Origin of the sequence: Micromonospora sp. ATCC 39149 (genome assembly GCF_000158815.1) — a bacterium.
In the GTDB taxonomy this organism is placed as follows: domain Bacteria; phylum Actinomycetota; class Actinomycetes; order Mycobacteriales; family Micromonosporaceae; genus Micromonospora.
Genome location: NZ_GG657738.1, coordinates 4,792,231 through 4,814,118, shown reverse-complemented (window position 1 = coordinate 4,814,118; position 21,888 = coordinate 4,792,231). Strand labels below are relative to the sequence as shown.

General features: G+C 73.7%; 18 protein-coding genes and 1 pseudogene. 6 read left to right on the top strand and 13 right to left on the bottom strand.

The genetic code is table 11. From position 1 onward, the window contains the following. The 3 genes and pseudogenes from MCAG_RS21000 to MCAG_RS29820 form a co-directional block, all read right to left on the bottom strand. Window positions 1–711 (bottom strand): annotated as a pseudogene (locus MCAG_RS21000) (hypothetical protein); the annotation flags it as partial. Further along, a complete protein-coding gene (locus tag MCAG_RS20995) occupies window positions 708–1,907 on the bottom strand; it encodes a hypothetical protein (protein ID WP_007074990.1) in 1,200 nt (399 codons plus the stop codon). The pseudogene MCAG_RS21000 and the gene MCAG_RS20995, both read right to left, overlap by 4 nt. An 80-nt stretch (window positions 1,908–1,987) precedes the next feature. After that, window positions 1,988–3,262, bottom strand: coding sequence for an alpha/beta fold hydrolase (locus tag MCAG_RS29820; protein ID WP_369751331.1), 1,275 nt, complete (start codon window positions 3,260–3,262; stop codon window positions 1,988–1,990). Here MCAG_RS29820 and MCAG_RS20985 point away from each other — a divergent pair. Beyond that, window positions 3,261–4,454, top strand: coding sequence for a hypothetical protein (locus tag MCAG_RS20985; RefSeq protein ID WP_036374530.1), 1,194 nt, complete (start codon window positions 3,261–3,263; stop codon window positions 4,452–4,454). The two genes, MCAG_RS29820 and MCAG_RS20985, sit on opposite strands and share 2 nt — an antisense overlap. Window positions 4,455–4,508: 54 nt before the next feature. Further along, window positions 4,509–5,996, top strand: coding sequence for a sel1 repeat family protein (locus MCAG_RS20980; RefSeq protein WP_007074987.1), 1,488 nt, complete (start codon window positions 4,509–4,511; stop codon window positions 5,994–5,996). Here MCAG_RS20980 and MCAG_RS20975 read toward each other — a convergent pair. The 6 genes from MCAG_RS20975 to MCAG_RS20955 all read right to left on the bottom strand — a co-directional run bounded on the left by MCAG_RS20975 (window position 5,983) and on the right by MCAG_RS20955 (window position 13,302). After that, window positions 5,983–8,388, bottom strand: a complete 2,406-nt coding sequence (locus MCAG_RS20975) for a tetratricopeptide repeat protein (protein ID WP_198141602.1) — start codon at window positions 8,386–8,388, stop codon at window positions 5,983–5,985. The two genes, MCAG_RS20980 and MCAG_RS20975, sit on opposite strands and share 14 nt — an antisense overlap. 336 nt (window positions 8,389–8,724) lie before the next feature. Then, the gene (locus tag MCAG_RS20970; protein ID WP_007074985.1) at window positions 8,725–9,750 is read right to left on the bottom strand and encodes a hypothetical protein; all 1,026 of its coding nucleotides are present in this window, start codon (window positions 9,748–9,750) and stop codon (window positions 8,725–8,727) included. 239 nt (window positions 9,751–9,989) lie between these two features. Continuing rightward, entirely contained in the window at window positions 9,990–10,160 is a 171-nt protein-coding gene (locus MCAG_RS32765; protein ID WP_157548163.1) for a hypothetical protein, read from the bottom strand. Window positions 10,161–10,167: 7 nt separating this feature from the next. Further along, complete coding sequence (locus MCAG_RS20965; RefSeq protein WP_036374523.1) at window positions 10,168–10,401, bottom strand: zinc-ribbon domain-containing protein; 234 nt, start codon at window positions 10,399–10,401, stop codon at window positions 10,168–10,170. Between the two features lie 163 nt (window positions 10,402–10,564). Beyond that, entirely contained in the window at window positions 10,565–11,908 is a 1,344-nt protein-coding gene (locus MCAG_RS20960; RefSeq protein ID WP_036374520.1) for a class I SAM-dependent methyltransferase, read from the bottom strand. Continuing rightward, window positions 11,905–13,302, bottom strand: coding sequence for an FAD-binding oxidoreductase (locus MCAG_RS20955; RefSeq protein WP_036374517.1), 1,398 nt, complete (start codon window positions 13,300–13,302; stop codon window positions 11,905–11,907). Before MCAG_RS20955 ends, MCAG_RS20960 begins: the two co-directional genes overlap by 4 nt. Window positions 13,303–13,394: 92 nt before the next feature. Between MCAG_RS20955 and MCAG_RS20950 the strand changes: the two genes are divergently transcribed. Next, entirely contained in the window at window positions 13,395–13,679 is a 285-nt protein-coding gene (locus MCAG_RS20950; protein WP_036377706.1) for a DUF427 domain-containing protein, read from the top strand. On the opposite strand, the gene MCAG_RS20945 is transcribed toward MCAG_RS20950, so the two are convergent. Beyond that, the gene (locus MCAG_RS20945) at window positions 13,601–14,920 is read right to left on the bottom strand and encodes an MFS transporter (protein ID WP_232290239.1); all 1,320 of its coding nucleotides are present in this window, start codon (window positions 14,918–14,920) and stop codon (window positions 13,601–13,603) included. The genes MCAG_RS20950 and MCAG_RS20945 overlap by 79 nt on opposite strands. A gap of 70 nt (window positions 14,921–14,990) precedes the next feature. Between MCAG_RS20945 and MCAG_RS20940 the strand changes: the two genes are divergently transcribed. Further along, complete coding sequence (locus MCAG_RS20940; protein WP_232290238.1) at window positions 14,991–15,968, top strand: GlxA family transcriptional regulator; 978 nt, start codon at window positions 14,991–14,993, stop codon at window positions 15,966–15,968. Window positions 15,969–15,978: 10 nt separating this feature from the next. On the opposite strand, the gene MCAG_RS20935 is transcribed toward MCAG_RS20940, so the two are convergent. The 3 genes from MCAG_RS20935 to MCAG_RS20925 all read right to left on the bottom strand — a co-directional run bounded on the left by MCAG_RS20935 (window position 15,979) and on the right by MCAG_RS20925 (window position 20,019). Beyond that, a complete protein-coding gene (locus tag MCAG_RS20935) occupies window positions 15,979–16,506 on the bottom strand; it encodes a hypothetical protein (RefSeq protein WP_007074980.1) in 528 nt (175 codons plus the stop codon). A 107-nt stretch (window positions 16,507–16,613) separates the two neighbouring features. Further along, window positions 16,614–18,566: a VWA domain-containing protein gene (locus MCAG_RS20930; RefSeq protein ID WP_007074979.1), complete on the bottom strand. Its 1,953-nt coding sequence runs from the start codon at window positions 18,564–18,566 to the stop codon at window positions 16,614–16,616. Between the two features lies 1 nt (window position 18,567). After that, window positions 18,568–20,019 carry a sigma 54-interacting transcriptional regulator gene (locus tag MCAG_RS20925; protein ID WP_007074978.1) on the bottom strand — a complete coding sequence of 484 codons (1,452 nt, stop codon included), beginning with the start codon at window positions 20,017–20,019 and terminating at the stop codon, window positions 18,568–18,570. A gap of 197 nt (window positions 20,020–20,216) precedes the next feature. Here MCAG_RS20925 and MCAG_RS31195 point away from each other — a divergent pair, with 197 nt between their 5' ends. Together MCAG_RS31195 and MCAG_RS20910 are read left to right on the top strand one after the other, a co-directional pair. Beyond that, window positions 20,217–20,864, top strand: a complete 648-nt coding sequence (locus tag MCAG_RS31195) for a cellulose binding domain-containing protein (protein ID WP_083802327.1) — start codon at window positions 20,217–20,219, stop codon at window positions 20,862–20,864. Between the two features lie 92 nt (window positions 20,865–20,956). Then, window positions 20,957–21,888: aldo/keto reductase (locus MCAG_RS20910; RefSeq protein WP_083802326.1), on the top strand; the 932-nt coding region annotated here is incomplete at its 3' end.

The window sequence follows — 21,888 nt, the reverse complement described above, 5'->3', positions numbered from 1 at the left end:
CCGGTTGTCGAACTCGGGATCGGTGGCCGGACCGGCGGGCGGGCAGAGCGCCGGGTCCTCGGCGCGGGCCGCCGCCCGTGCCCCGGTGAGCCCCGGCGGGGGATCGATCCAGCCGAGCACCGCCGGCAGATGCAGGTCCTCCACCGCGCTCTGCCCGGTGGCCCAGTGCAGGGTCAGCGCATCGGTCAGTGCCACCAGCGCCGACGAGCCGGCGTGCTCGGCCCGTTCGGCGAAGAACGTCAGCCAGCGCCCGAGCAGCGGCACCGACGGGTGCACCGGGTACTCGCCGTCGGGCCGGCGGAACCGGGTCGAGCGGCCGAACAGTCGCAGGAACGTGATCCCGGCCGGGTTCGGCACGACGAGCTGCGGCGCGTCGACGTACCGGTGCCGCACGTCCCGGCCCCGGTCGACCGCGACCGCCTCCGTGTCGCCCCGGAACGAGTCCAGGTAGGGCAGCACGATCCCGGCCAGCTCAGCGGCGAACGCGAAGCGCTGGTCCCGGTTGCGCGGCTGCGGCACGAGCAGCAGCCGGACCGCGTCGGGGGCGTCTCCGACCAGCGCGGCGAGGGGTGCGTTCGCCTCCCCGGCCATGGTCAGCGGCACCAGCACCAGCGGCCGGGTCGACAGGTGCAGGTGCCGGACGGTGGCCACCGGCTGGGCCACCCCAGCCGCGAGCGCCTGGGCCTTCGCGAGCGCGCGCAGCGTACTCATGCGGGCTGACCGGCCAGGGCGTCGGCGCGCAGCCGGGCCGCGGCCCGCAGCAGCGCGGCCGCCTCCGCCTGCTCGGGCGTGCCGGGGTCGGACCCGCCGGCCAGCGCGAGGACCTCGGCCACCGTCGCCACCCCACCGAGCGCCTCACGCACCGGCCGGCCCAGCGCCGCCGTCTCGGCGCGGGTCTCGTGCCGGCAGAAGTACGCCAGCTCGCAGGCCGCCAGGCACTCGGGCGCGTAGCGGGCCGGCACCGACGACAGCGACCGGCGTAGCCGCGCGGGGTCGGCCGCCGGGTCGGCGGTGAAGCCGGCCGGCACCCGGGCCAGCAGGTCGTCGATGCGGGCCATCCGGTCGAGCTGGCGGCGCAGCACCAGTAGCTGCTTGCGTACGTCGACCAGGCTGGCGAGAGGCTGGTTGGCGAAGTCGCGGGGGCAGACCAGCACCACGTCCGGGGAGACCAGTTCCTCGTCGTGCCCCTCGGCGGCGAGCAGCTCCCGCAGCGCGAGCACGTAGACGGCGGACTGGATCGCGGCGGCGGCCACCTTGCCCGGGTCGGCCTGCCCGTCGATCACCGGGAACGACTTGATCTCCACGACGTGGAACCGGCCGGCGAGCCGGGCCGCGACCAGGTCCGGCTCCAGGTGCACCCGCTGACCGGCGACGTCCAGGCCGAGCAGCGGGTGGTCGAACAGGGCGGCCGGTTCGGCCGCGCCGGTCGGCGCGGCGGCGGCGAGCGCGGCGCGGGACCGCGCGGCCCGGCCGGGCTGGCCGGCCCGGCCGGGCGCGCCGGATCGGTCGGGCGCGCCGGATCGGTCGGGCGCGCCGGATCGGTCGGCCAGTCGGGCGCGTCGGTTGCGCCCGGGGCGGTCGTCGACGCCGAGATCCGTCCAGATCGCCGGGCCGCCCGGGTCCACACCGAGCCGCACGGCGACCAGCCGCAGCAACTCGGCCCCGCCGTCGGCCTTGACCTGCGCCTCGAAGGCGTTGCCCCGGGTGATCGCGAAACGGGACTGCCCGAACCGGGCCGGGAAACCGACCCGCTCGGCCAGCCCCGGCTTGTCCACCCCCGCGCTGTCCAGCACGGCCCGGCGCTCGCAGCCGGGGTTGCCGGTCAGCGCGGCGATCGTCCGGGCGTTGTGCCGGCGCGGTGGCACGCCGCCCCGGATCTCGGCCAGTCTCCGCGCGGTGCTCGTCACGACACGCCACGATAGGCGGTCCGCGCCGGGACGGACCAGCACGGCCACCTCGACGGCGGCGAGCGCGTCGCCGGCTCGGCTCAGGCGCGGCCCGTCGGCGAAGCGTCCGGCGGGTCGTCGGCGGGCCAGACCTCCTCGATCACGGCAAGGGCGTCCACGACATCGGGGCTCTCGGCCGGCAGCACGAGCAGCAGGGCCTCCACCAGGGCCTCCCGGCCGAATCCGCCAAACCGCTCGCAGGCCCGCAGGATCGCCAGCAGGTGGCTCCTGGCGTTGACGCCGTCCCGCACGGCGCCCCGCACGTGCGGCGGCAACATCAGCACGAGTTGCTGCCGGAGCTGGCTGTCGTTGACCTCGTCGACGGCGAGCAGGGCTTCGAGAATCCGGCGTCGCCGCTCGGCGGGGATCTCCCGGGCCCCGGCGGCCGGCTGCCGTGGGGGTGAAACGCCCGGGCGGGCACCCGTCAGTTCCCCGGCCGCCGCGCCGGCCGTCCCGGCCCCCACTTTCGCCGTCTCCATCAGCTCCCGCTTCAACGCGAGGTAGGCCGGATGGGTGGGCGAGTCCGCCCGGATCACCTCGGAGTGGCCACCTGGCAGTACCCCGACGTGGGGAAAGAGCGCCATCGCCGATTCCGGGGGGACGATGTTGTCGCTGGAGCCGGCGTAGACGGCGAACCGGATGGGGCAGCTGGTGGCGGTGACCTCCCGCGCGTGCACGATCCGGTTCAGCACGGTTCGCTGCGCCGCCACGACGGACGCGGTCATCGGGCGAAGCTGCCGCTCCTGCGGATGGCGTAGCTGCCCCCACAGCAGGGTGCGTCGCAGCGACAGGGCGAACTCGCTGCCGGAGTTGGGGCAGGCGAACATCACCACCCGCCTGATCCGCGCCAGTTCTGCGCCCCGGCCCTCACCGAGCATCCAGGCGAGGTGCCTCTGCACGATGAGCCCACCCTGGCTGTGGGAGACCAGGACGACGCTGTCGTAGTCGGCGACCCGAGTCTGGAGAAACGTGCCGAATTCCCCAGCCAGCGTGTCGATGTCGGGTATCCGACGCGCCGGGTTGAGGACGACGGGCGGGCTGGCGTACGAGAAGTTGAACACCTCGAAGGCCGCCGTCACCTCCGCGTCGGCGTGGAGCAGGTCATGCATGCCACGCCACGTGTCCCCTGAGGACAGCACACCGTGGACAAACACGACCGCGGACCGCCCCACGTCTGCCTCCCTCGCCCTGGACGACCGATGATCCGACCTCCAACCGGGACAGTCAACCTGCCGGCGGCAACGGCACGGGCCGCACCGGCGCGAGTCGAGCTGACCCCACGCGGGTCCCTTACCGTAGTGGATCGTGAGCGACATGTCCGAGGCAGATCAGGAGCCGGCGGACGCCCTGTCCGCGATCGTCGAGGCGCTCCTCGCGGTCGACGAGATCAACGACGCCGCCGCGCGGCGGGCGATGGTCATGACCATGCCCACGGAGATCAGGTCCCGGGTCATCGACGCTCCGTCCGCCCGTGGGCACACGCTCAACTGGGTGCGGGCGTGCACCAAGTTCCTGCATGGCCGGGAGGCGCTGCGCTCCGCGCTGACCACGCATGTCGCCGAGACCGCCCTGGACGTCGCCGCGGCGTTGGACGCGATCGACCGCTGGTGGCCCACGCTGGTCGCCCCCGCGAAGGACGACGCCGACCCACCGCACGCGGGCATCGGCGAGTGGGACCCGATGGCTCTGGGTGTGCACCGCGTGTCGGTGCCCGAAGAACCGGGTCACGGCGGCCCGCTGCCGGCGCTGACGCCATACGTACGCCGTCGCCACGACACCCAGCTCACGCAGATCCTTCCGCCATCGTCCAGCACGCTGGTGGTGCTGCACGGCGGCCCGGCGACCGGAAAGACCCGGGCCGCGCTGGAGGCCGTACGCGAAGTCCTGCCCGACTGGCCCGTACTGCGCCCGCTGAGCACGGCGGAGTTGCTCGACGCTGTCCGGCGACCGGCCCCCCAGCGTGGGACCGTGATCTGGCTGGACGACGCGGGCGACCTGCTCGACGCCGCCGAGGAGGTCCCCCTGGAGATGCGTCGGCTGCTGGGCCGCTCCGGCCCCGCCCCGGTGGTCGTCGTCGCCACCCTGCGCAGCGACCGCCTGCGGCAGCTCGCCGACCCGGGCCAAGCCGGCACGCGCCAGTTGCAGCTCCTGCTGAAGGCCGCGGTGCACGTGTCGGTGCCGGAGCACTTCACCGGCGCGCAGCGCCAGGAGTGGCGCGCGTACGGACCACCACGATCCGCGCCTGGCGTTCGCCGAGAGTCGAACCGGCCCAGACGGGAAGCTGGTGCAGACGCTCACGGGGGCACAGACGCTCCTCGACCGGTACGACGACCCGGAAGGTCACGCCGGTTGGCTGACGCGGGCCGTGATCGACTCCGCCGTCGAGGCGCGGCGGCTGGGCCACAGCGAGCCGCTCGCCGAGGAGCTGAAGGCGCGAAAAAACGGATGCCCACCTCACCGCCGCCGGGCATCCCAACGCGACGCCGGAGGGCCTCACCGAGGCGTTGACAAAACGCCACCCGGGAGGTCCACGGTGTCGCCCCGCTGCTGAGCCAGGGCGGCGTGGGCAGCCGCCGGTACCTCCCGCACGGCGTCCTGGAGCAGCACGTGCGAGCCCGGCGGCGGGGAACGCTGGTGCCGCCCGCGGTGTGGGAGGCGCTCGCGGCGCACGAGGCGGGTGTCGACGACACGCTGCGGCTGGCGCGGGCGGCCACCGCCCGCGGGCTCCACCGGTACGCCGTCCGGTTCGCCTCGTCCGCCGCCAACCGGGGCCACCTCCCCGCCGCCCGCCTGCTCGCCACGTTGCTGGAGCGGTCGGGAGACCCGCAGGCCGCGGGGCGCCTGTTGCGCGAGTGCGCTGCCCGGGACGACGCGGTGGGCACCCGGATGCTGGCGGAATGGTACGACCGGCAGGGCGCGTCCGACGAGGCCGAGCAGAGCTGGCGCAGGGCCGCCGAGCTGGGCGACCCACCGGCCTGGCGGGAACTCGCGGCCCTTCTCGAACGGACGGGACGCGGCGACGAAATCGTGGACGTGTGGCGTCGGGCCCTGCCCACCGGCGACCCCGAGGCCCGGCTGCGTCTCGTGGAGCACCTGGCCTCTGATCCCTGCGCTGCGGCGGAGGTCCGTAGCCTGCTGGAGGCCGGCGCCGCAGCCGGTGACCTGCTCGCCCTCGCCCACCTCGTCCGGCTCGTCGACGACTCCGGTGCCGCGACCACGGGCGAGGACGAGGGCACCCGGCGGCTCCGCGCGGCGGCCCGCAACGGCGTACGCGGGGCGCGGCCCCTGCTCGTGCGCCGGCTGGCGGCGGCCGGTCAGCTCGCGAGCGCCATCGAGGAGTGCCGGCCGTTGGTGACGGTGCAGCACGAGGAGTACGGCACCTGGCTCGCCCGCCTGCTCGACGAGGCGGGCCGGGGCGACGAGGCCGAACGCTGCCTGCGGGACGGGGCGCAGGCGGGATCGGGACCCGCCCTCGAACGGCTGGTGTCGCGCCTCGACCGCGCCGGCCGCCACCCGGAGGCCGACGCCCTGCTCCGTACCGCCATCGACCGGGGGCGCGACGGGGCGCTCATCAGGCTCACCGACCGGTGGAAGCGCGCCGGCCGGCACGAGGAGGTGGCCGTCCTGCTCCGGCAGGCAGCCGAACAGGACAACCCGGAGGCGATGCGGCTGCTGGCCGAGGCCTCACCCGGCGAGGCGGAACGGTGGCTCGGCCGGGCGGCGGAGGCCGGGGACCCGCAGGCCCTGCGGGAGTTGGTCAGACGGTTCGACCTCGCGGGCCGCGCCGACGAGAGCCGGGACTGGCTGGCCAACCTCGCCCGCCGGGGCGACCGCTACGCGGTGCGCGAGACGATCAGACGGGCGCCGACGCCGGAGGAGGCGGAACGGTGGCTCCGGTACGCCGTGGAGATCGGCGTACCGGACTCGCTCGACGAACTCGCCGAGCGGCTCGCCGGGCAGGGCCGGGAGGCGGAGTCGGACCGGCTTCGCCGCCTCGGCATCGACTGCGGCGGGGCGACCGCCGAGCGCTTCGACCTCACCGCATCGTGAGCAGGTAACGACTGGCGCTGAGCAGCTCGTCGTCCAGGCGGTCCAGCACCTCGGAGTGGTCACGCGCGTTCTTGATCAGCTCTTCGTCGCCGACTCCCGTCGGCTCCGGCCCGACGAGGACGGTGTGCACGGTCGACAGCCACCAGGACGTCAACGCGGCAGCCGGCGACCCTGTGGGGGCGGGCTGGGATCTCGACATGGCGACCAGATCCCGCATCTCCCGGGTCACCTCGTGCCGGAACTGCGCCAGGGGCGCGCCGTCCACCACCACGGCGCTAGCTCGCAGCCGCTGCACGGCGGGCACGTGCCGCAGCTCCGGGATCGAGCGGCTGGCCGCCTCCCAGGGCCGCACGACCGAGTCGACCACCTGGGCCCCGAACGGCGTGCCTTCCTCCTGGGTCAGTTCCAGCAACGCCAGGCGGCCTTGCATCGCGACGAACTCGGGGCGAAGCGCCAGATAGGGCGGCAGGGCGTCGAACGTCTGCTGCACCTCGGCCGTGCTGCCGAGCGCCAGCAGCATCTCCAGTTTCGCGTACCAGGCCTCGGCGTCGCCGTTGTCCGTCAGCAGGAGCCGATCCACGACGGCGAGCAGCGCCTCCAGTTGTTCGCGCTGGCCCTCGTTGGTCCTGGCGAGTGCCCGCCGAACCTGCGAGCGCAGCGACACGTCGGGGGGCGGCGGCAGCGGCGACTCGTCCAGAGCCTCCGGCACCGGCGCGGGTTCGGCGTCCGGCTGCGCCGCGCCGGGCGCTTCGGCCGCGGCCTCCCCCGGCCCGGCCGGCTGCCCGTCGGCGCCAGCGGCGGTGCCGGGCAGCCGCACATAGAGATCGGCCGGTACGTCCGTCCCCTCCTGCGTGTCGGGCGCTTCTGGCGGCCTGGTGGCTCTCGCGCGCTCGGCGAGCTTGAGCACCTCCGTCAGGCCGCTGCGCAACATCGCATTGTCCGGAAACCGCACCAACGCCTGCCGGTACACCTCCTCCGCCTCACCGATTCGACCGGCCGCCTTCAACACCTCCGCCAAACCGCCACGCACCACCGCATTGTCCGGAAAGCGCACCACACATTCCCGGTACACCTCCTCCGCCTCACCGAACCGACCGGCCGCCCGCAACACGTCCGCCAACCCACCATGCGCCACCGCATTGTCAGGAAAGCGCGCCAGGCAATCCCGGTACACCTTCTCCGCCGCACCGAACCGACCGGCCACCTTCAACATGTCCGCCAAACCGCTACGCACCACCACGTTGTTTGGGAAACGCACCAACGACTCCCGGTACACCTCCTCCGCCTCTCTGATCCGACCGGCCGCCCGCAACACGTCCGCCAACCCACCATGCACCACCGCATTGTCAGGAAAGCGCACCACACATTCCCGGTACACCTCCTCCGCCTCACCGAACCGACCGGCCGCCTTCAACACGTCCGCCAACCCACCATGCACCACCACGTTGTCCGGGAAACGCACCAACGACTCCCGGTACACCTCCTCCGCCTCGGTGAATCGACCGGCCGCCTTCAACGCCTCCGCCAGGCTGTTGCGCACCACCACGTTGTCGGGAAAGCGGTCGAGGGCGTCGTAGCCGAGCACCACGCTCTCCTCCCGCCGGCCGAGGGCGGACCAGCCGCGCATGGCCGCCGTCCACGTCCAGGCGCTCACCGGATCGATCCGCCGCGCCTCCTCGGCCCAGTTGGCGGCCAGGCTCAGGCGGGTGCCGGCCTCGACGAGCAGCTTGCTGAACCGGCAGAGCGACAGGACGAGGTGGTACGGATGGCCGGACAGCCGCGCGTACTCGCGCTGCTCGTCGAGGAGCGCCTTCATGCCGGCGAGGGCGGCGGCCCGGTCGGTGCCGAACTGCTCGGCCAACTGCGTGGCCCGGCCCGCCCACCCGCGGGTGCGCCGGTCCCACTTGAGGCCCGTGGACTTCGACCGCGAGGAACCGCCGTCCAGGTCCCGGACGACGCCCCGCAGCCACCTGCGCGGCTCGACGGGAAGGTCGGACCCGTCGCCCCAGTGCTCGCGCCACAGGGCCCGCGCCGGATACGCCCGCAGCACCGCGTGGCACTCGGTGCGCGCCAGCGCGCGCCCCTCCGTCTGGTGCAGCCGCCGGTCGGCCACCATCGCGTCGACCGCCAGCAGGAACCGCCGCAGCCCCGCCATGGTCATCGCCGCCACGTGCGGGGCCGGGCCGTCCAGCCGACGCAGGGCCAGCAGCCCCCAGTGGGCGTGGAAGACCGGCGTTCCGGGGGTCACGTTGCACAGCCGGAACCAGTGCTCGACAAGCGCGTCGTCGGGCTGGACGCGGGAGACGGCGGCCCAGTACCAGCCGAGCGGGTCGTGGGCGGCGTTGCGGGTCATCGGGGCCGAGCCGACGCAGGGCGTCGTCCCAGTGGCCACGGAGCACCTGGACGCTCTCCCGGGGGACCGGGTCGAGGTTGGCGATCGTTCGCAGCGCGCGCTGCCAGACCACGTCGACTCCCGGCTGCGCGCCACCATCCGGTCGCCACCGCCGGGTCAGCCAGCCGGCGATCGTCTCGTCGAGTGCCCGGTGGAAGCCGGCGTCCCTGATCGTCGTCGCCCATTCCAGCAGCAGGTGGTCCGGCTCCACGGTGTGCAGCGGACCGTGGTGGTAGGAGCGGGCGAACAACGCCTCCAGCGCGTCGAGCGGCTGGTCCGCGAGAAAACGGAACCAGATCGGCAGCCGCTCCCCGAAGACGTCCCGGGCGGCATCAATCACAGCAGGTCCCCGTCGGTCTGCTCGAACCGGTCACAGAAGTCCGCCTGGCACCGATAGGCCAGCTTGAGCAGGTGGAACCCGCGCAGTTCGTCCAGCGGCACCGACACGCCGGCACGGATCGTGCCGAGGCCCCAGAGGTGCTCGGCCTTGAAGGTGACGGCGGGATGCATCACCTCGCGGCACAGTCGTTCGTCGATCCGCAGGTTCACGCAGAATCCGGCACCGACCGGCGGAGGGGTGCAGAACGCGTCGCGCGGGGTGTCGTCGAACACCGTCGGCCGTCGCAGCAGTGGGCGTGCTGCGTCGTCCGTCGGCACAAGTCGCACCGGGTAACGGAAGACCGCCACGTCCACCCCGGCACTCGGGCTCAGCGCCGTCGGATCCAGGTGCTCCAGACCGAGCCTGTCCCGCAACTCGTCCTCCCAGCCCGGCCGCGACCACGCGAGCACGTCGGCCACGTCGTCCCAGACGAACGCGGCCACCGGCCGGTTGTCGAGCCGCTGCTGCCAGCTCAGCAGCAACTGGTTGGCGTCCACCTCGGCGTCGGGGTCGGCAATCCCCTCGCGTTGCGCCCGGGCCCAGCGGTCGAGGATGGAGCGCACCACCTGGCGCGACTCTCCGCTGTTGATCGAAATGGGGGCGAGCCGTTCGAGCCGCCCCAGCCACGCCACATCCCGAACCAATTCGTCGCCGTCGTCGAAGTACCCCGAGAAGGTGTCCGGGCAGGTCGCCCCTTGGGAGCTGAAGACCTCCGTGCGGACGCCGCTGCGGAGTCGCTCGTGAAGATACTGTTCGTGGTGCGACATCAACTGCTGGAAGGCCGTGTCGGGGTCGGACGCGATCACGCGGTCCTTTGCGTCGGCCACATAGCCGTCGGTCCGGTGCCGCCGCTCGTCGTCCTCCATCAGGAAATTCCTGATCTGGAAGCGCCGGGTGCCCAGGTCCGGCTCCTGACCGAGCGTCAGTAGGAGTTCCGTGAGCGGCGGCGACGAACTCTTGAGCCAGGCGGGCGGAAACGTCACCGCCTCATCTTGCCTGATCCCCCGGCCGCACCAACCCGCCGCGCAGTCATCCGATTACCGACATTCGTACCATCCGAATCCTGCGGCGAGTGCGACATTTGCCATTCTCGTGCCCCGCCGCCGGTGAAGGCCGGCTTCTGCGTACCGGTCCGCCGCCAGCCAGGTGCACGCGTCCTGTGCGTCAATCGTGACGATGCGGCCGGGACGTCCCCTCGTCAGGCGGCAGGCCGGGCTGGAGGTCAGCGGTCGGCGGAGCGGTTCCAGGGCGAGCGGGGCAGGGTGGTGCCGGGCAGCGGGCGGCGGGCCCGGCGACGGGTTCGGCGGCCCGGGGTGCAGGGCGGGCGGGAGGCGGTGGGCACGGGGGCCACGGGAACGGGCCGGCCGATCAGCCAGCAGAGGAAACGGGCCATCGACGGATCAGCCGACCAAGAGGCGATCGGCCTCGGCCCGGGAGATGTCGTACTGGGCACCGCAGAAGGTGCATTGCTGGACGTAACTGGTGCGGATCGGGATCAGTGGAACGAAGAAGAGGGTGAACTTCGTGGACCGCCGGCTGATCACCTGGGCGGCATGGTTGCCGCAGTTGCGGCACACCCGCTGCGCCACGCCCGACCGGTCCACCTTGGTGCGGAGCCCGAATATGAAGAACATCGCCCCCGAGTACCCACCCGCGCGCCCGTCTGCACATACCGTTTCGTCGAACAGGGCCGGGATCGCTCGGTTCCTGGACAGTTCCCCCCGGAGCGAACAGCGACTGCCCAAGATCCGTGCACCGCCGGCGGTGGAGGGGCGGGCGCCCCTCCACCGCCGGCGATCAGGCCGACCAGTCGGGTCGCAGCGGGTACCCGTTCACCCCGCGCGGGCCGTTGCGGGTCGCCAGCACCTGGTGCAACTGGATCTCGTTGCGCTCGAACGCCAGCCGCGACCCCGCCATGTACAGCCCCCACACCCGGGCGGTGCCCTGGCCGACCTCGGCCACGCACTCGTCCCAGTGCGCCACCAGGTTGCGGCACCAGCCGGCAAGGGTCAGCGCGTAGTGCTGGCGCAGGTTCTCCTCGTGGTGCACCTCCAACCCGGCGTCGTGGATCTCGCTGATCAGCCGCCCGGGGCCGGCCAGCTCGCCGTCTGGGAAGACGTACCGGTCGATGAACGCGCCCGAGCGGTGCGGCGCCCGGTTGTCGGCCCGGGTGATGCAATGGTTGAGCAGCCGCCCCCCGGGGCGCAGCCGCCCGCCCAGCGCTCGGAAGTACGCCGGGTAGTTGCGCACCCCGATGTGCTCGGTCAGGCCGATCGAGGAGACCACGTCGAACTGCTCGCGCGGGGCGTCCCGGTAGTCCAGGTGCCGCACCTCGGCCAGCTCGGACAACCCCTCCCGCTCGATGGCCGCCTGCGCCCACTGCGCCTGCGCCCGGGACAGGGTCACGCCGAGCGCCTTCACCCCGTACTCGCGGGCCGCGTGCCGGACCATGCCGCCCCAGCCGCAGCCGACGTCGAGCAGCCGCATCCCCGGCTTCAGCGCGAGCTTCCCGGCGACCAGGTCGTACTTCGCGGCCTGGGCCTGCTCCAACGTGTCGTCCGGGCTGCGGAACACCGCGCACGTGTACGTCATCGACGGCCCGAGCACCAACTCGTAGAAGGCGTTCGAGACGTCGTAGTGGTGGGAGATCGCGGTGCTGTCCCGAATACGGGAGTGGCGCAGCCCGTTCACCACCCGCTTCCAGCGCGGCGCGGCCTCCTGCGGCGGAGGCGGCGGCGGCATCAGCCGCTCCCGGCCCAGCCCGCGCACCAGGGCCAGCCCCTCGGCCAGCGACGGCGGGCGGAGCCTCAACTCGTCCTTGAGCAGACGCAACGCCTCGTACGGGTCGCCCGGGTGCACACCGCCCAGTGCCAGGTCGCCGCTGACGTACGCCCGCGCCATGCCCAGGTCCCCCGGCGCGGTCAGCAGGTACGACAGGCCCCGCTCGGAGCGGACGTCGAGGGTGATCCCGGCGTCGGCCGGGCCGACGGCGCTGCCGTCGTACCCGGTGATCCGGACCGGCAGGGCCCCGGCCGTGACGGCACGGACCACGTCGGCCACGGTCGGGGTCGGGCGTCGGCCCCCGGCCGGCGGGACGGACGGCACATCGGCCGCCCCCTGTTCTCGGTCAATCAGGCTCATTTTCGCGCTACCGCCTTCTCGTAAAGTCCGGTGAGCCGGTGGTCCGGGTCGTAACGGTCCTTCACCGCGCGCCAGGTGTCTCCGCCGTAGAGCCGGTCGAACGCCTCGCGGTCGTAGTACGCGTCCGAGTAGAGCGACTTGTGGCCGCCCGCGTCGGACACCGCGCGCTCGATCAGCCGGTTGACGTCGCCGTCGGCGGCGCCCTCGCTGATCGGCACGGTTCCCCAGAAGCCGATATTGACGTAGTTCTGGCCGGGCTGGAGCGGATACAGCGGCCAGGCCCGCGCCGACCCGGGGCCGGTCGGCTCGCGCAGCCGCAGCGGGCAGAGCCAGACGGGGGACATCCGCACCTCTCGGGCGAACCAGCGCAGGAAGTCGGCGGTGCCCTCCAGGGGAATCTCCACGTCCTGCACCACCCGCTCGCGGGCCGGCTGGCCGCGCAGCCGGTCGATCCGGGCCACCACCTGGTGCCGGTGCTCCAGCCGGACCAGCCGGTGGTAGACGTCGCTGCGCCGCAACCGGGCCGGCCAGAGCCGCCGCACGACCGGGTGCTGCGCCCCGAAGGCCGCCGAGCACCAGAACCAGTCGGTGTCCCACCGCCACAGGTAGTCGTGGGTGGTCAGCCAGTCGCGGGTGCGTCGGCGCAGCGAGCGGTAGTAGATGTCCTGGCCGGTGTAGTCGCTGACCTGCGGCGCGTCGTCGGTGAAGGTCGCCAGCACCAGATACGCCTCGCCGGGGCTGAACATCACTCCGTCCATTGCGTCCACCGGCTCACCGGCGAAGGACCGGGTCGCGGTCACCTCGGCGATCGCGTCGGTCAGCGCGCCCAGGTCGGTGAAGCGGACGTTGCGCAGGGCCACGTACCGGCACACCGGCGCCAGCTCGATGCGCAGCCGGGTGGCGTAGCCGAGGCTGCCCAGCGAGTTGGGGAAGGCTGCGAAGAGGTCGGCGTGCGCCCCGTCGGGCCGCACGGTGACGATCTCGCCCGCGCCGGTGAGGATGTCCATCTCCAGGACGGACTCGTGCGGCAGGCCGTGCCGGAACGAGGTGGACTCGATGCCGAGCCCGGTGACCGCGCCGCCCAGGGTGATCGTGCGCAGCTGCGGCACCACCAGCGGCATCAGCCCGTGCGTCAGGGTCGCCTCGACCAGCCGCTCGTACGTGCACATGCCCTGCACGTCGACCGTGCGGGCGGTCGGGTCGACGCCGATCACCCCACCGAGGCCGCTGACGTCCAGGCCGGGGGCGCTCGGTGCCGACCTCGGGCGGAACAGGTTCGAAGTGCGCTTGGCCAGGCGCACGGTCTCGCCGGCGGGCACCGCGGCGTACGACCGCCGCAGCAGATCCACCGCTCCGTCGTGGTCAACTCCATGATCCACACGGATAGCACACATGAGATCACTGTACGCGGGAATGATCGATCCGGTGGGACGTCCACGGTGGCCTTCCCCACGTCAGGAGGTCCGCCCGAGCTACCGTGGAGCGCATGCCGAAAGCCGTCTGGAACGACCTGGTGATCGCCGACAGCCACGACACGGTGGTGGTCGAGGGCAACCACTACTTCCCGCGTTCCGCCCTGCGCGACGACGTGATCCGCGAGTCCGCCACGCACACCTACTGCCCGTGGAAGGGCACCGCGTCGTACTACACATTGGAGCATGACGGGCGAACCAGCGCCGACGCGGTCTGGTACTACCCGGAGCCGAAGCCGGAGGCCGAGATGGTCCGCGACCGGGTGGCGTTCTGGAAGGACGTCGAAGTCGTCGACTGAGCCGGCCCCCGCCGGCGTATCAGCAGGGACAGCCCGGCAGCGCCGATCGACAACGCCCCGGCGGCGTACCAGGCGACGGCGTAGTCGCCGAGCCGGTCCCGGACCAGGCCCGCCCCGGTCGCGGCGAACGCCGCGCCGAGCTGGTGGGCGGCGAAGACCCAGCCGAACACCACCGCGCCGGCCCCGCCGAACCACTCCCGGCACAGCGCCACCGTCGGCGGCACGGTGGCCACCCAGTCCAGGCCGTAGAAGACGACGAAGACCAGCATGCTCGGCTCGGCGGTGCCCGCGAAGAGGCCGGGCAGCACCAGCAGCGACGCGCCGCGCAGCGCGTAGTACGCCCCGAGCAGCAGCCGGGGGTCGACCCGGTCGGTGAGCCAGCCGGAGGCGATCGTGCCGACGATGTCGAACAGGCCGACCAGGGCGAGCAGCCCGGCGGCGGTGGTCTCGGCCATGCCGTGGTCGTGCGCCGCCGGAACGAAGTGGGTGCCGACCAGCCCGTTGGTGGTCGCGCCGCAGATCGCGAACCCGCCGGCGAGCAGCCAGAACGGCCGGGTCCGCGCGGCGTTGGCCAGCACGGAGACCGCCCGGGCACCGGCCCCGCCGGCCGGCGGCGCGGGCGAAACCACCTCCGCCGCGCCGTAGGCGGGCACCCCGAGGTCCGCCGGGTACTCGCGCAGCAGCCATCCCACCAGGGGTACGACCGCCAGCGCGGCCCCGGCGACGACGAGCGCCGCCGTGCGCCAGCCGTGGTCGCGGACCACGACGGCGACCAGCGGGAGGAAGACGAGCTGGCCGGCGGCCCCGCCGGCGGTCAGCACCCCGGTCACCAGCCCCCGCCGCTGGACGAACCAGCGCCCGGTGATGGTCGCCACGAAGGCCAGCGCCATCGACCCGGTGCCCAGCCCGACCAGGACGCCCCAGCAGAGGACGAGCTGCCAGCTCGCGGTCATGAAGACCGTCAGCCCGCTGCCGAGCGCCACCAGCACCAGGGCGGCGGCCACCACCCGGCGGATGCCGAAACGGTCCATCAGGGCGGCGGCGAAGGGGGCGGTGAGCCCGTAGAGCAGCAGGTTGACCGAGACGGCGGCGGAGATGGTGGCCAGCGGCCAGCCGAACTCCGCGTGCAGCGGGTGCAGCAGCACCGACGGGGTGGCGCGGAAGCCGGCGGCGCCGACCAGCGCGACGAAGGCGACGGCGGCCACCGCCCAGGCCGGGTGGAAACGAAGGATTCGGGTCACGGTCCGAGTCTCGGGGCCGCGCCGTCCCGCGACGAGTGGCCGGAATGCCATGGTGCGCAATAATCGGGCCATGGCGATCGTCCCGCACCGGGTCGCGGTGCTCGCCGTGGACCGGGTGGTCGGCCTCGACCTCGGCACCCCCGCCCAGGTCTTCGGTGCCGCCGCCCGCACCTCCGATGGCGAGCCCCTGTACGCGGTGGACACCTGCACGGCGGGCGGTCGCCCGGTCCGCAGCACCGCCGGCTTCCAGGTGCTGCCCAACCACGGGCTGGAGTTGGTCGCCGCGGCCGACACGGTGATCGTGCCCGGGGTGCAAGGCGGCGGGCCGATGACCGACGGCACGGTGGAGCCGGCCGTGGCGGAGGCCCTGCGCGACGCCCACAGCCGGGGCACCCGGATCATGTCGATCTGCACGGGCGCGTTCGTGCTCGCCGCCGCCGGCCTGCTCGACAGGCGCAAGGCCACCACCCACTGGGCGTACGCGGGCCTGTTCCGCCGGCTGCACCCCGGGATCGAGCTGGACCCGGAGGTGCTCTTCATCGACTCCGGCGACGTGCTCACCTCCGCCGGGGTCGCCGCCGGGATCGACCTCTGCCTGCACGTCGTGCGCACCGACCACGGCAGCGACGTGGCGAACCGGGCGGCCCGGCGCTGCGTGGTGCCGCCCTGGCGCGACGGCGGGCAGGCCCAGTACATCGAGCGCCCGGTCCCCCGGAACCCGGAGAACGGCACCGCCGCCACCCGGGAGTGGGCCCGGCAGCGGCTGCACGAACCGGTCGCCCTACGCGACCTGGCCGCGCACGCCCGGATGAGTGTGCGCACCTTCACCCGGCACTTCCGCTCCGAGACCGGCCTCAGCCCGGCCCAGTGGCTCTTGCAGCAACGAACCGACCACGCCCGGCTGCTGCTGGAGACGACGGACCTGAGCGTCGAACAGGTGGCCCGCCGGTCCGGCTTCGGCACCGCCACCGCGCTGCGCCAACGCCTGCACGGGCGGGTCGGCGTCTCCCCGTCGGCGTACCGCCGGGCCTTCCGGGCCCGCGCCTAGCCCATCTCGTTCAGCCACGGTGGGGATGGAACTGCGGCCGCAGGGCCCGGAGCTGGGCCAGGTGCTTCGGCAGGTGGACGCGGGCGTGCAGGTCGAGGGTGCGAGCCCAGGGCAGTGTCTCGTCGACCCGCAGGTCGACGGCCTCGTGCAGCCTGGTCTGCACCGGCGTCTGCGCCGCCGGCCCCAGCCGATCCACCAGCGCGCAGAGCCGCTGGCTGGTGACCCGCAGCCGGCAGGCCAGCCCGCCCAGCACCGCCGCCCCCCGGCCCGCGACCGCCCCGGTGCCCCCGGCCGAACCGGCGCACTCGGCGATCAGGGCGTCGAGCTGCGGCCGGTGGACGGCGTCCAGGTCGTAGTACGCGAACGGCGAACCGGCGAGCACCGCCTCGGTGGCCTCGCTCATCAGCTCGTCGTTGGCCACCAGGTGCGCCACGATCTGCTCGGCGCTCAGCTCACCGTCGCCGGGCGGCTCGAACCCGCCGGCGGTCACCTCGGCGAGCACCTCCTCGTACGCCCGCCGCAAACCCGCGCTGTCCATGGCCTCCAGTCAACCCCGGTGCCGGGCCGGCCGGGCAGCACGACCGCGACCGGTTCACCCGGACGGGGCCGGACCGCCCTGGAGCCGGCCCGGCCCGTGGCCCGACGTCAGCGGCGGCCCCGGCGGGCGCGCAGGTAGTCGCTGACCACGTACTCGCCGAGGTCGTCGAGGTCGGGGGTGAACATCCGGCCCCGGCAGCGCCGGGCCACCGCGTCGACGAAACGGCGCAGGCCGGGATCGTCGCCCAGCATGAACAGGTTGAGCATGGCGCCGGCCCGGGTCAGCCGGTCCACCTCCCGGATCGTCGCCTCGATCGTCTCCGGCAGCGGCGGCCAGTGGAAGTACGCCTCGCCGTCGTCCGGGTCCAGGTGGGCGGTGGGTTCGCCGTCGGTGACCACGAGGACCACCGGCTCCGCGCCCGGGTGCCGGCGCAGGTGCCGCCCCGCCAGCCGCAACGCGTGCTGGAGGTTGGTGCCCTGTTCCAGGTCCGGCTCCACGGCCGCCAGCTCCGCCTGGGTCAGCGGCGCGGCCTGCCGGCCGAACCCGATGATCTGGAGCGCGTCCTGCGGGAACCGGGTCGCCATCAGGTGGGACAGGGCCAGCGCGGTCTGCTTCATCGGCCCCCACCGCCCCTGCGAGATCATCGAGTACGACAGGTCCACGCACAGCGCCACCGCCGCCGACGCCCGGCGCTCGGTCTCCGCCACCTCGAAGTCCTCGACGGCGAGCTGGACCGGCACCGAGGGCCCGGCCCGGCGGACCGCCCGGTGGAGGGTACGCACCACGTCGATCGGCTGCTCGTCGCCGTACTGCCACTGCCGCGACGCCCCGCTGACCTCGCCGGCCGCGCCCGCGGAACGCAGGTCGTGCTGGCCGCGCGGCCCGGCGGTCAGGTCGGCGAAGACCTGGCGCAGCGCGGTGCCGGCGAGCCGGCGCAGCGCCTTGGGGCTCAACGTCAGCCCGTCGGCGTCCCGGGTCACCCAGCCCTGCCGGCGCAGCTCCCGCTCCAGCTCCCGCAGCCGGCGCACGTCGTCGGCGGCGTCGCGGCCCAGCGTCCGGGCCACCGCGTCGACGTCCACGTCGTCCAAGGTGGCACCGGCATGGTCCTGGTCCAGGGCGTCGAGCAGCTCGTCCAACTCGGCGATCTCGCCGAGCGCACGGGCCGCCTCGCCGTAGCCCAGCGGCTGTTCGCCACGGACCCGCTCGCCCCCGCCCCGGTGCAGGTCGGGACGCAGCGCCCGCAGGTTCGCGTCCAGCGCCGACAGCTCACCGGCCAGCCGGTCGCCGAGGGACTGGCGCATCAGCCCCGCCAGTTCCTCGCGCTGCCGCTCCGACAGCGACCGCATCAGCCGCTCCCCGGCCGCCGCCCGCCGGGCCAACACGTCGACCAGCTCGTCGACGTTCCTCGGCCGCTCCGGGAAGAACCCGCCGTGGCGGCGCATGAACTCGGCGAACGCGTCGGTGGTGTCCTCCGAGCGGGCGTGCCGGGCCAGCAGGTCGTTGAGGTCGCGCATCATCTCCGCGAGCTGCCGCTGGACCTCCGGGTCGGCGGCGGCCCGCGCCGCGTCGCGCAGCCCGGCGAAGCGCTGCTCCAGCACGTCGCCGCGCAGCCCGTCGAGGATCCGCCGGTACGCCTGCCGGGCCTCGTCGCTGGCCCACTCGTAGCCCTCCAGCTCCCGCACCGCGCGGGCGGTGGAGCGGGGCAGGTCGTCCAGCACCGCCTCGGCGAAACGGGCCGCCTCGTCGTCGCGCCCGCGCAGCGCGTCCCGTTCGGCCGCGAGGGCCTGGTCGAGCAGCGCCCGGGCCCGGGTCACCGCGCCGTCCAGGTCGCCCCGGCGCAGCGCGTCGCGGCGCAGCCGGCGGGCCCGGGCGGCGAGGTCGTCCAGGCCGTTTCGCCCCTGCGGGCCGCGCCGCAGCAGATTGCGCAGCGCCTCACGGAGGTTGCCGCCGGCCAGCACCTCGGCGCCGACGGAGTCGACGGCCGCCCGCACGTCGTACGGCGGAGCGAGCGGGTCGGGGCCACCGCGCCACTGGCCGTACCGGAACCGGTTGCCGGCCACCTCAGCCCCGGCCGCCGTAGACGGTGCGCCCGGCGTCGGTGACGTCCTTGCCCAGCCGGCGGGTCAAGTAGCAGCCCCTCCAGCACGAACTCGAACACAGTCGCCGCTGCTCTGGCGTCGGCGCGTCGCCCAGCCCGATCCGGTCGAGCGCCTTGGCCAGCCCGGGGACGGTGCCGACCTGCCGCAGCAACTCGGCCGAGGAGACCATCTCGCCGGTCTCCACGACCCGGCCGTCGTCCACCAGCGCGGTGAAACCGGACAGGTCCAGCCCGGCGAGCCGGGCCCGGAACGTCTCGGCGGTCGCGGTACGCAGCAGGTGGGCGAGGATCTCGACCTCCCGCCCGTCCTCGCCGCTCTCGAACTCGACCTTGCCGCGCAGGGTGGAGGTCACCGACACCGCGTCGCCGACCCGGGCGACGGGCGCCTCGGGGCGTACCCCGTCGGCGGAGCCGGCCGCGAGCAGGCCGGAACGGCGCAGCGCGGCGGCGGCGACGGTTTCGGCGGCGGCGATCGCGAAGCGGGCCGAGACGCCGGAGCGCTGGTCGACCGACGGGGAGTCGCGCACCACGCGGGCGAACCGGGCCAGCACCTCCAGCACGTGCTCCGGCACCTCGGCGACCAGGTCGGCCTCCTGCCGGATGAGGGCCAGCTCCAGCTCCAGGCCGAGCGGGTAGTGGGTGTGGATCTCCGCGCCGAACCGGTCCTTGAGCGGGGTGATGATCCGGCCCCGGTTGGTGTAGTCCTCCGGGTTGGCGCTGGCCACCAGCAGCAGGTCCAGCGGCAGCCGAAGCTGGTAGCCGCGGACCTGGATGTCGCGCTCCTCCAGCACGTTGAGCAGCGCCACCTGGATGCGTTCGGCCAGGTCGGGCAGCTCGTTGACGGCAAAGATGCCCCGGTTGGTGCGCGGCACCAGCCCGAAGTGGATCGTCTCCGGGTCGCCGAGGGTGCGCCCCTGGGCGATCCGGATCGGGTCGACGTCGCCGATCAGGTCGCCGACGCTGGTGTCGGGGGTGGCCAGCTTCTCGCCATACCGCATGCTGCGGTGCAGCCAGGCGACCGGGAGGTCGTCCCCGGCCTCGGCGACCAGGGCGCGGGACGCGGGGGTGAGCGGGTGCATCGGGTGTTCGTTGAGCACCGACCCGGCGATGACCGGGGTCCACTCGTCGAGCAGCACCACCAGGGAGCGGATCAGTCGGGTCTTGCCCTGGCCGCGCTCGCCGAGCAGCACCATGTCGTGGCCGGCGAGCAGCGCCCGCTCGACCTCGGGCAGCACCGTGTCGTCGTACCCGACGATGCCGGGGAAGCGGTCCCCGCCCGCGCGCAGCCGGGTGAGGAGGTTGTCGCGGAGTTCCTGCTTGACCGTGCGGTAGTGGTGCCCGGCGGCCCGCAGCGCGCCGAGGGTGGCGGGCAGGTCGGCGGGCGGGACCGGGAGAACCTGGTTGGGCTCAGTCACCCGACCAACGCTAGCGCGCTTCACCCTTTGAAGAGGAAGGGCACCTTGTTAACTCTTTCGGTAGAGGAAGGGTCCCCTGCTAACGCGGTCGAGCGGTGGGCGCGGCCGGCGGAACGAACCGCCGATTGACAAACAGATAGGCGCACATCAATGGTTGGAGGGCTGCCATCCACCGAATCCCGTCCCCGGAGGCCACCGTGAACCGTCCCCGTCCCAGATCCCGCGCCGCCTGCCTGCTCCTGGCCGGCGGGCTGTTGCTGCTCGCGCCCGTGGCACCGGTGCTCACCCCGGCCGCGTCGGCGGCCGGCCCCGGCGGGCACGGGGCGCAGAGCCTCGCCCGCGCCGGCGCGAGCCCCCCGGCGGGGGCGGCAGCGGCGGGGGCAGCAGCGGCAGCGGCGGCCGGGGCACCGATCCCGAGGCCGGCCACGATGCCGGCCCCGTACCCGACGCCGACGCCGACGCCGACGTCCCCGCACCCGACCCCGACGACGACCTCGACCGTGCCCCACCCCACCGACTCGCCGAGCCCCACGCCGACGTCCTCGACCCGCTGCTCGGCGACGTGGAAGCTGGTCAGCCCGTGGCCCGGCGCCTTCCACGCCGAGGTGACGGTACGCAGCATCGGCACCACGCCGGTGCAGCGCTGGGCGGTGCGCTGGACGCTCGCCGAGGGGCAGGGCGTGCGCGACATCTGGAACGCCACGGTCTCCTCGACCATCGACAACCTGGTCACCATCGGCAACGCCGACTGGAACGGACAGCTCGCCCCGGGGGCCAGCACCACCTTCGGGCTGATCGGGACCGGCCCCGCCACGACCTCCCCGCTCGTCTGCATCGCCGTCTGACGGCCCGCGCCCGGTGGTCGGGGGCCGCGCCGACGACCCGTCGTACGGACGCGAGTCTCGGGCCACCGGGGGGCGGAGATAGGGTCGGTGGCGTGACGTACCTCGCCGCTGACCAGCGCTACCAGACGATGACCTACCGGCGCAGCGGGCGCAGCGGGCTGCGGCTGCCCGCCGTCTCGCTCGGGCTGTGGCACAACTTCGGGCCGGACCGCCCGTTCGAGCGGCAGCGCGACATCGTCCGGCGCGCCTTCGACCTCGGCGTCACCCACTTCGACCTGGCGAACAACTACGGCCCGCCCCCGGGGTCGGCGGAGGAGAACTTCGGCCGGCTGCTCGCCGGGGACCTGAAGCCGTACCGGGACGAGTTGGTGATCTCCAGCAAGGCCGGGTACCTCATGTGGCCCGGCCCGTACGGCGAGTGGGGCTCCCGCAAGTGCCTGGTCTCCTCGTTGGACCAGTCGCTGCGCCGGATGGGGCTGGAGTACGTCGACGTCTTCTACTCGCACCGGTTCGACCCGGACACCCCGCTGGAGGAGACGATGGGCGCGCTGGACGCGATCGTGCGCTCCGGCAAGGCCCTCTACGTCGGCGTCTCCAACTACAACTCCGCGCAGACCGAGCGGGCCGCCGCGATCCTGCGCGACCTCGGCACGCCATTGCTGATCAACCAGCCGTCGTACTCGATGTTGAACCGCTGGACCGAGCGCGACGGCCTGCTGGGCACGCTGGAGCGGGTGGGGGCGGGCTGCATCGCGTACAGCCCGCTGGCCCAGGGGCTGCTCACCGACCGCTACCTGGGCGGCATTCCCGAGGATTCCCGGGTGCGCACCAGCGTCTTCCTCAACGAGAGCGACCTCGACGAGAAGAAAATGGCCACGATCCGGGCGCTCGGCGCGGTCGCCGAGCGGCGCGGCCAGTCCCTGGCCCAGCTCGCGCTCGCCTGGGCGCTGCGCGACCCGCGGATGACCAGCCTGATCATCGGCGCGAGCAGCGTCGCCCAGTTGGAGGCGAACATCGCCCGCCC

Coding starts and splice junctions, on each gene's coding strand:
- MCAG_RS20950 (WP_036377706.1), top strand. CDS start 13,395: ATGCCGAAAGCCGTCTGGAACGACCTGGTGATCGCCGACAGCCACGAC.
- MCAG_RS29820 (WP_369751331.1), bottom strand. CDS start 3,262: ATGTCGCTCACGATCCACTACGGTAAGGGACCCGCGTGGGGTCAGCTC.
- MCAG_RS20940 (WP_232290238.1), top strand. CDS start 14,991: ATGGCGATCGTCCCGCACCGGGTCGCGGTGCTCGCCGTGGACCGGGTG.
- MCAG_RS20965 (WP_036374523.1), bottom strand. CDS start 10,401: ATGTTCTTCATATTCGGGCTCCGCACCAAGGTGGACCGGTCGGGCGTG.
- MCAG_RS20985 (WP_036374530.1), top strand. CDS start 3,261: ATGTCCGAGGCAGATCAGGAGCCGGCGGACGCCCTGTCCGCGATCGTC.
- MCAG_RS20955 (WP_036374517.1), bottom strand. CDS start 13,302: ATGTGTGCTATCCGTGTGGATCATGGAGTTGACCACGACGGAGCGGTG.
- MCAG_RS32765 (WP_157548163.1), bottom strand. CDS start 10,160: ATGGCCCGTTTCCTCTGCTGGCTGATCGGCCGGCCCGTTCCCGTGGCC.
- MCAG_RS20960 (WP_036374520.1), bottom strand. CDS start 11,908: ATGAGCCTGATTGACCGAGAACAGGGGGCGGCCGATGTGCCGTCCGTC.
- MCAG_RS20935 (WP_007074980.1), bottom strand. CDS start 16,506: ATGGACAGCGCGGGTTTGCGGCGGGCGTACGAGGAGGTGCTCGCCGAG.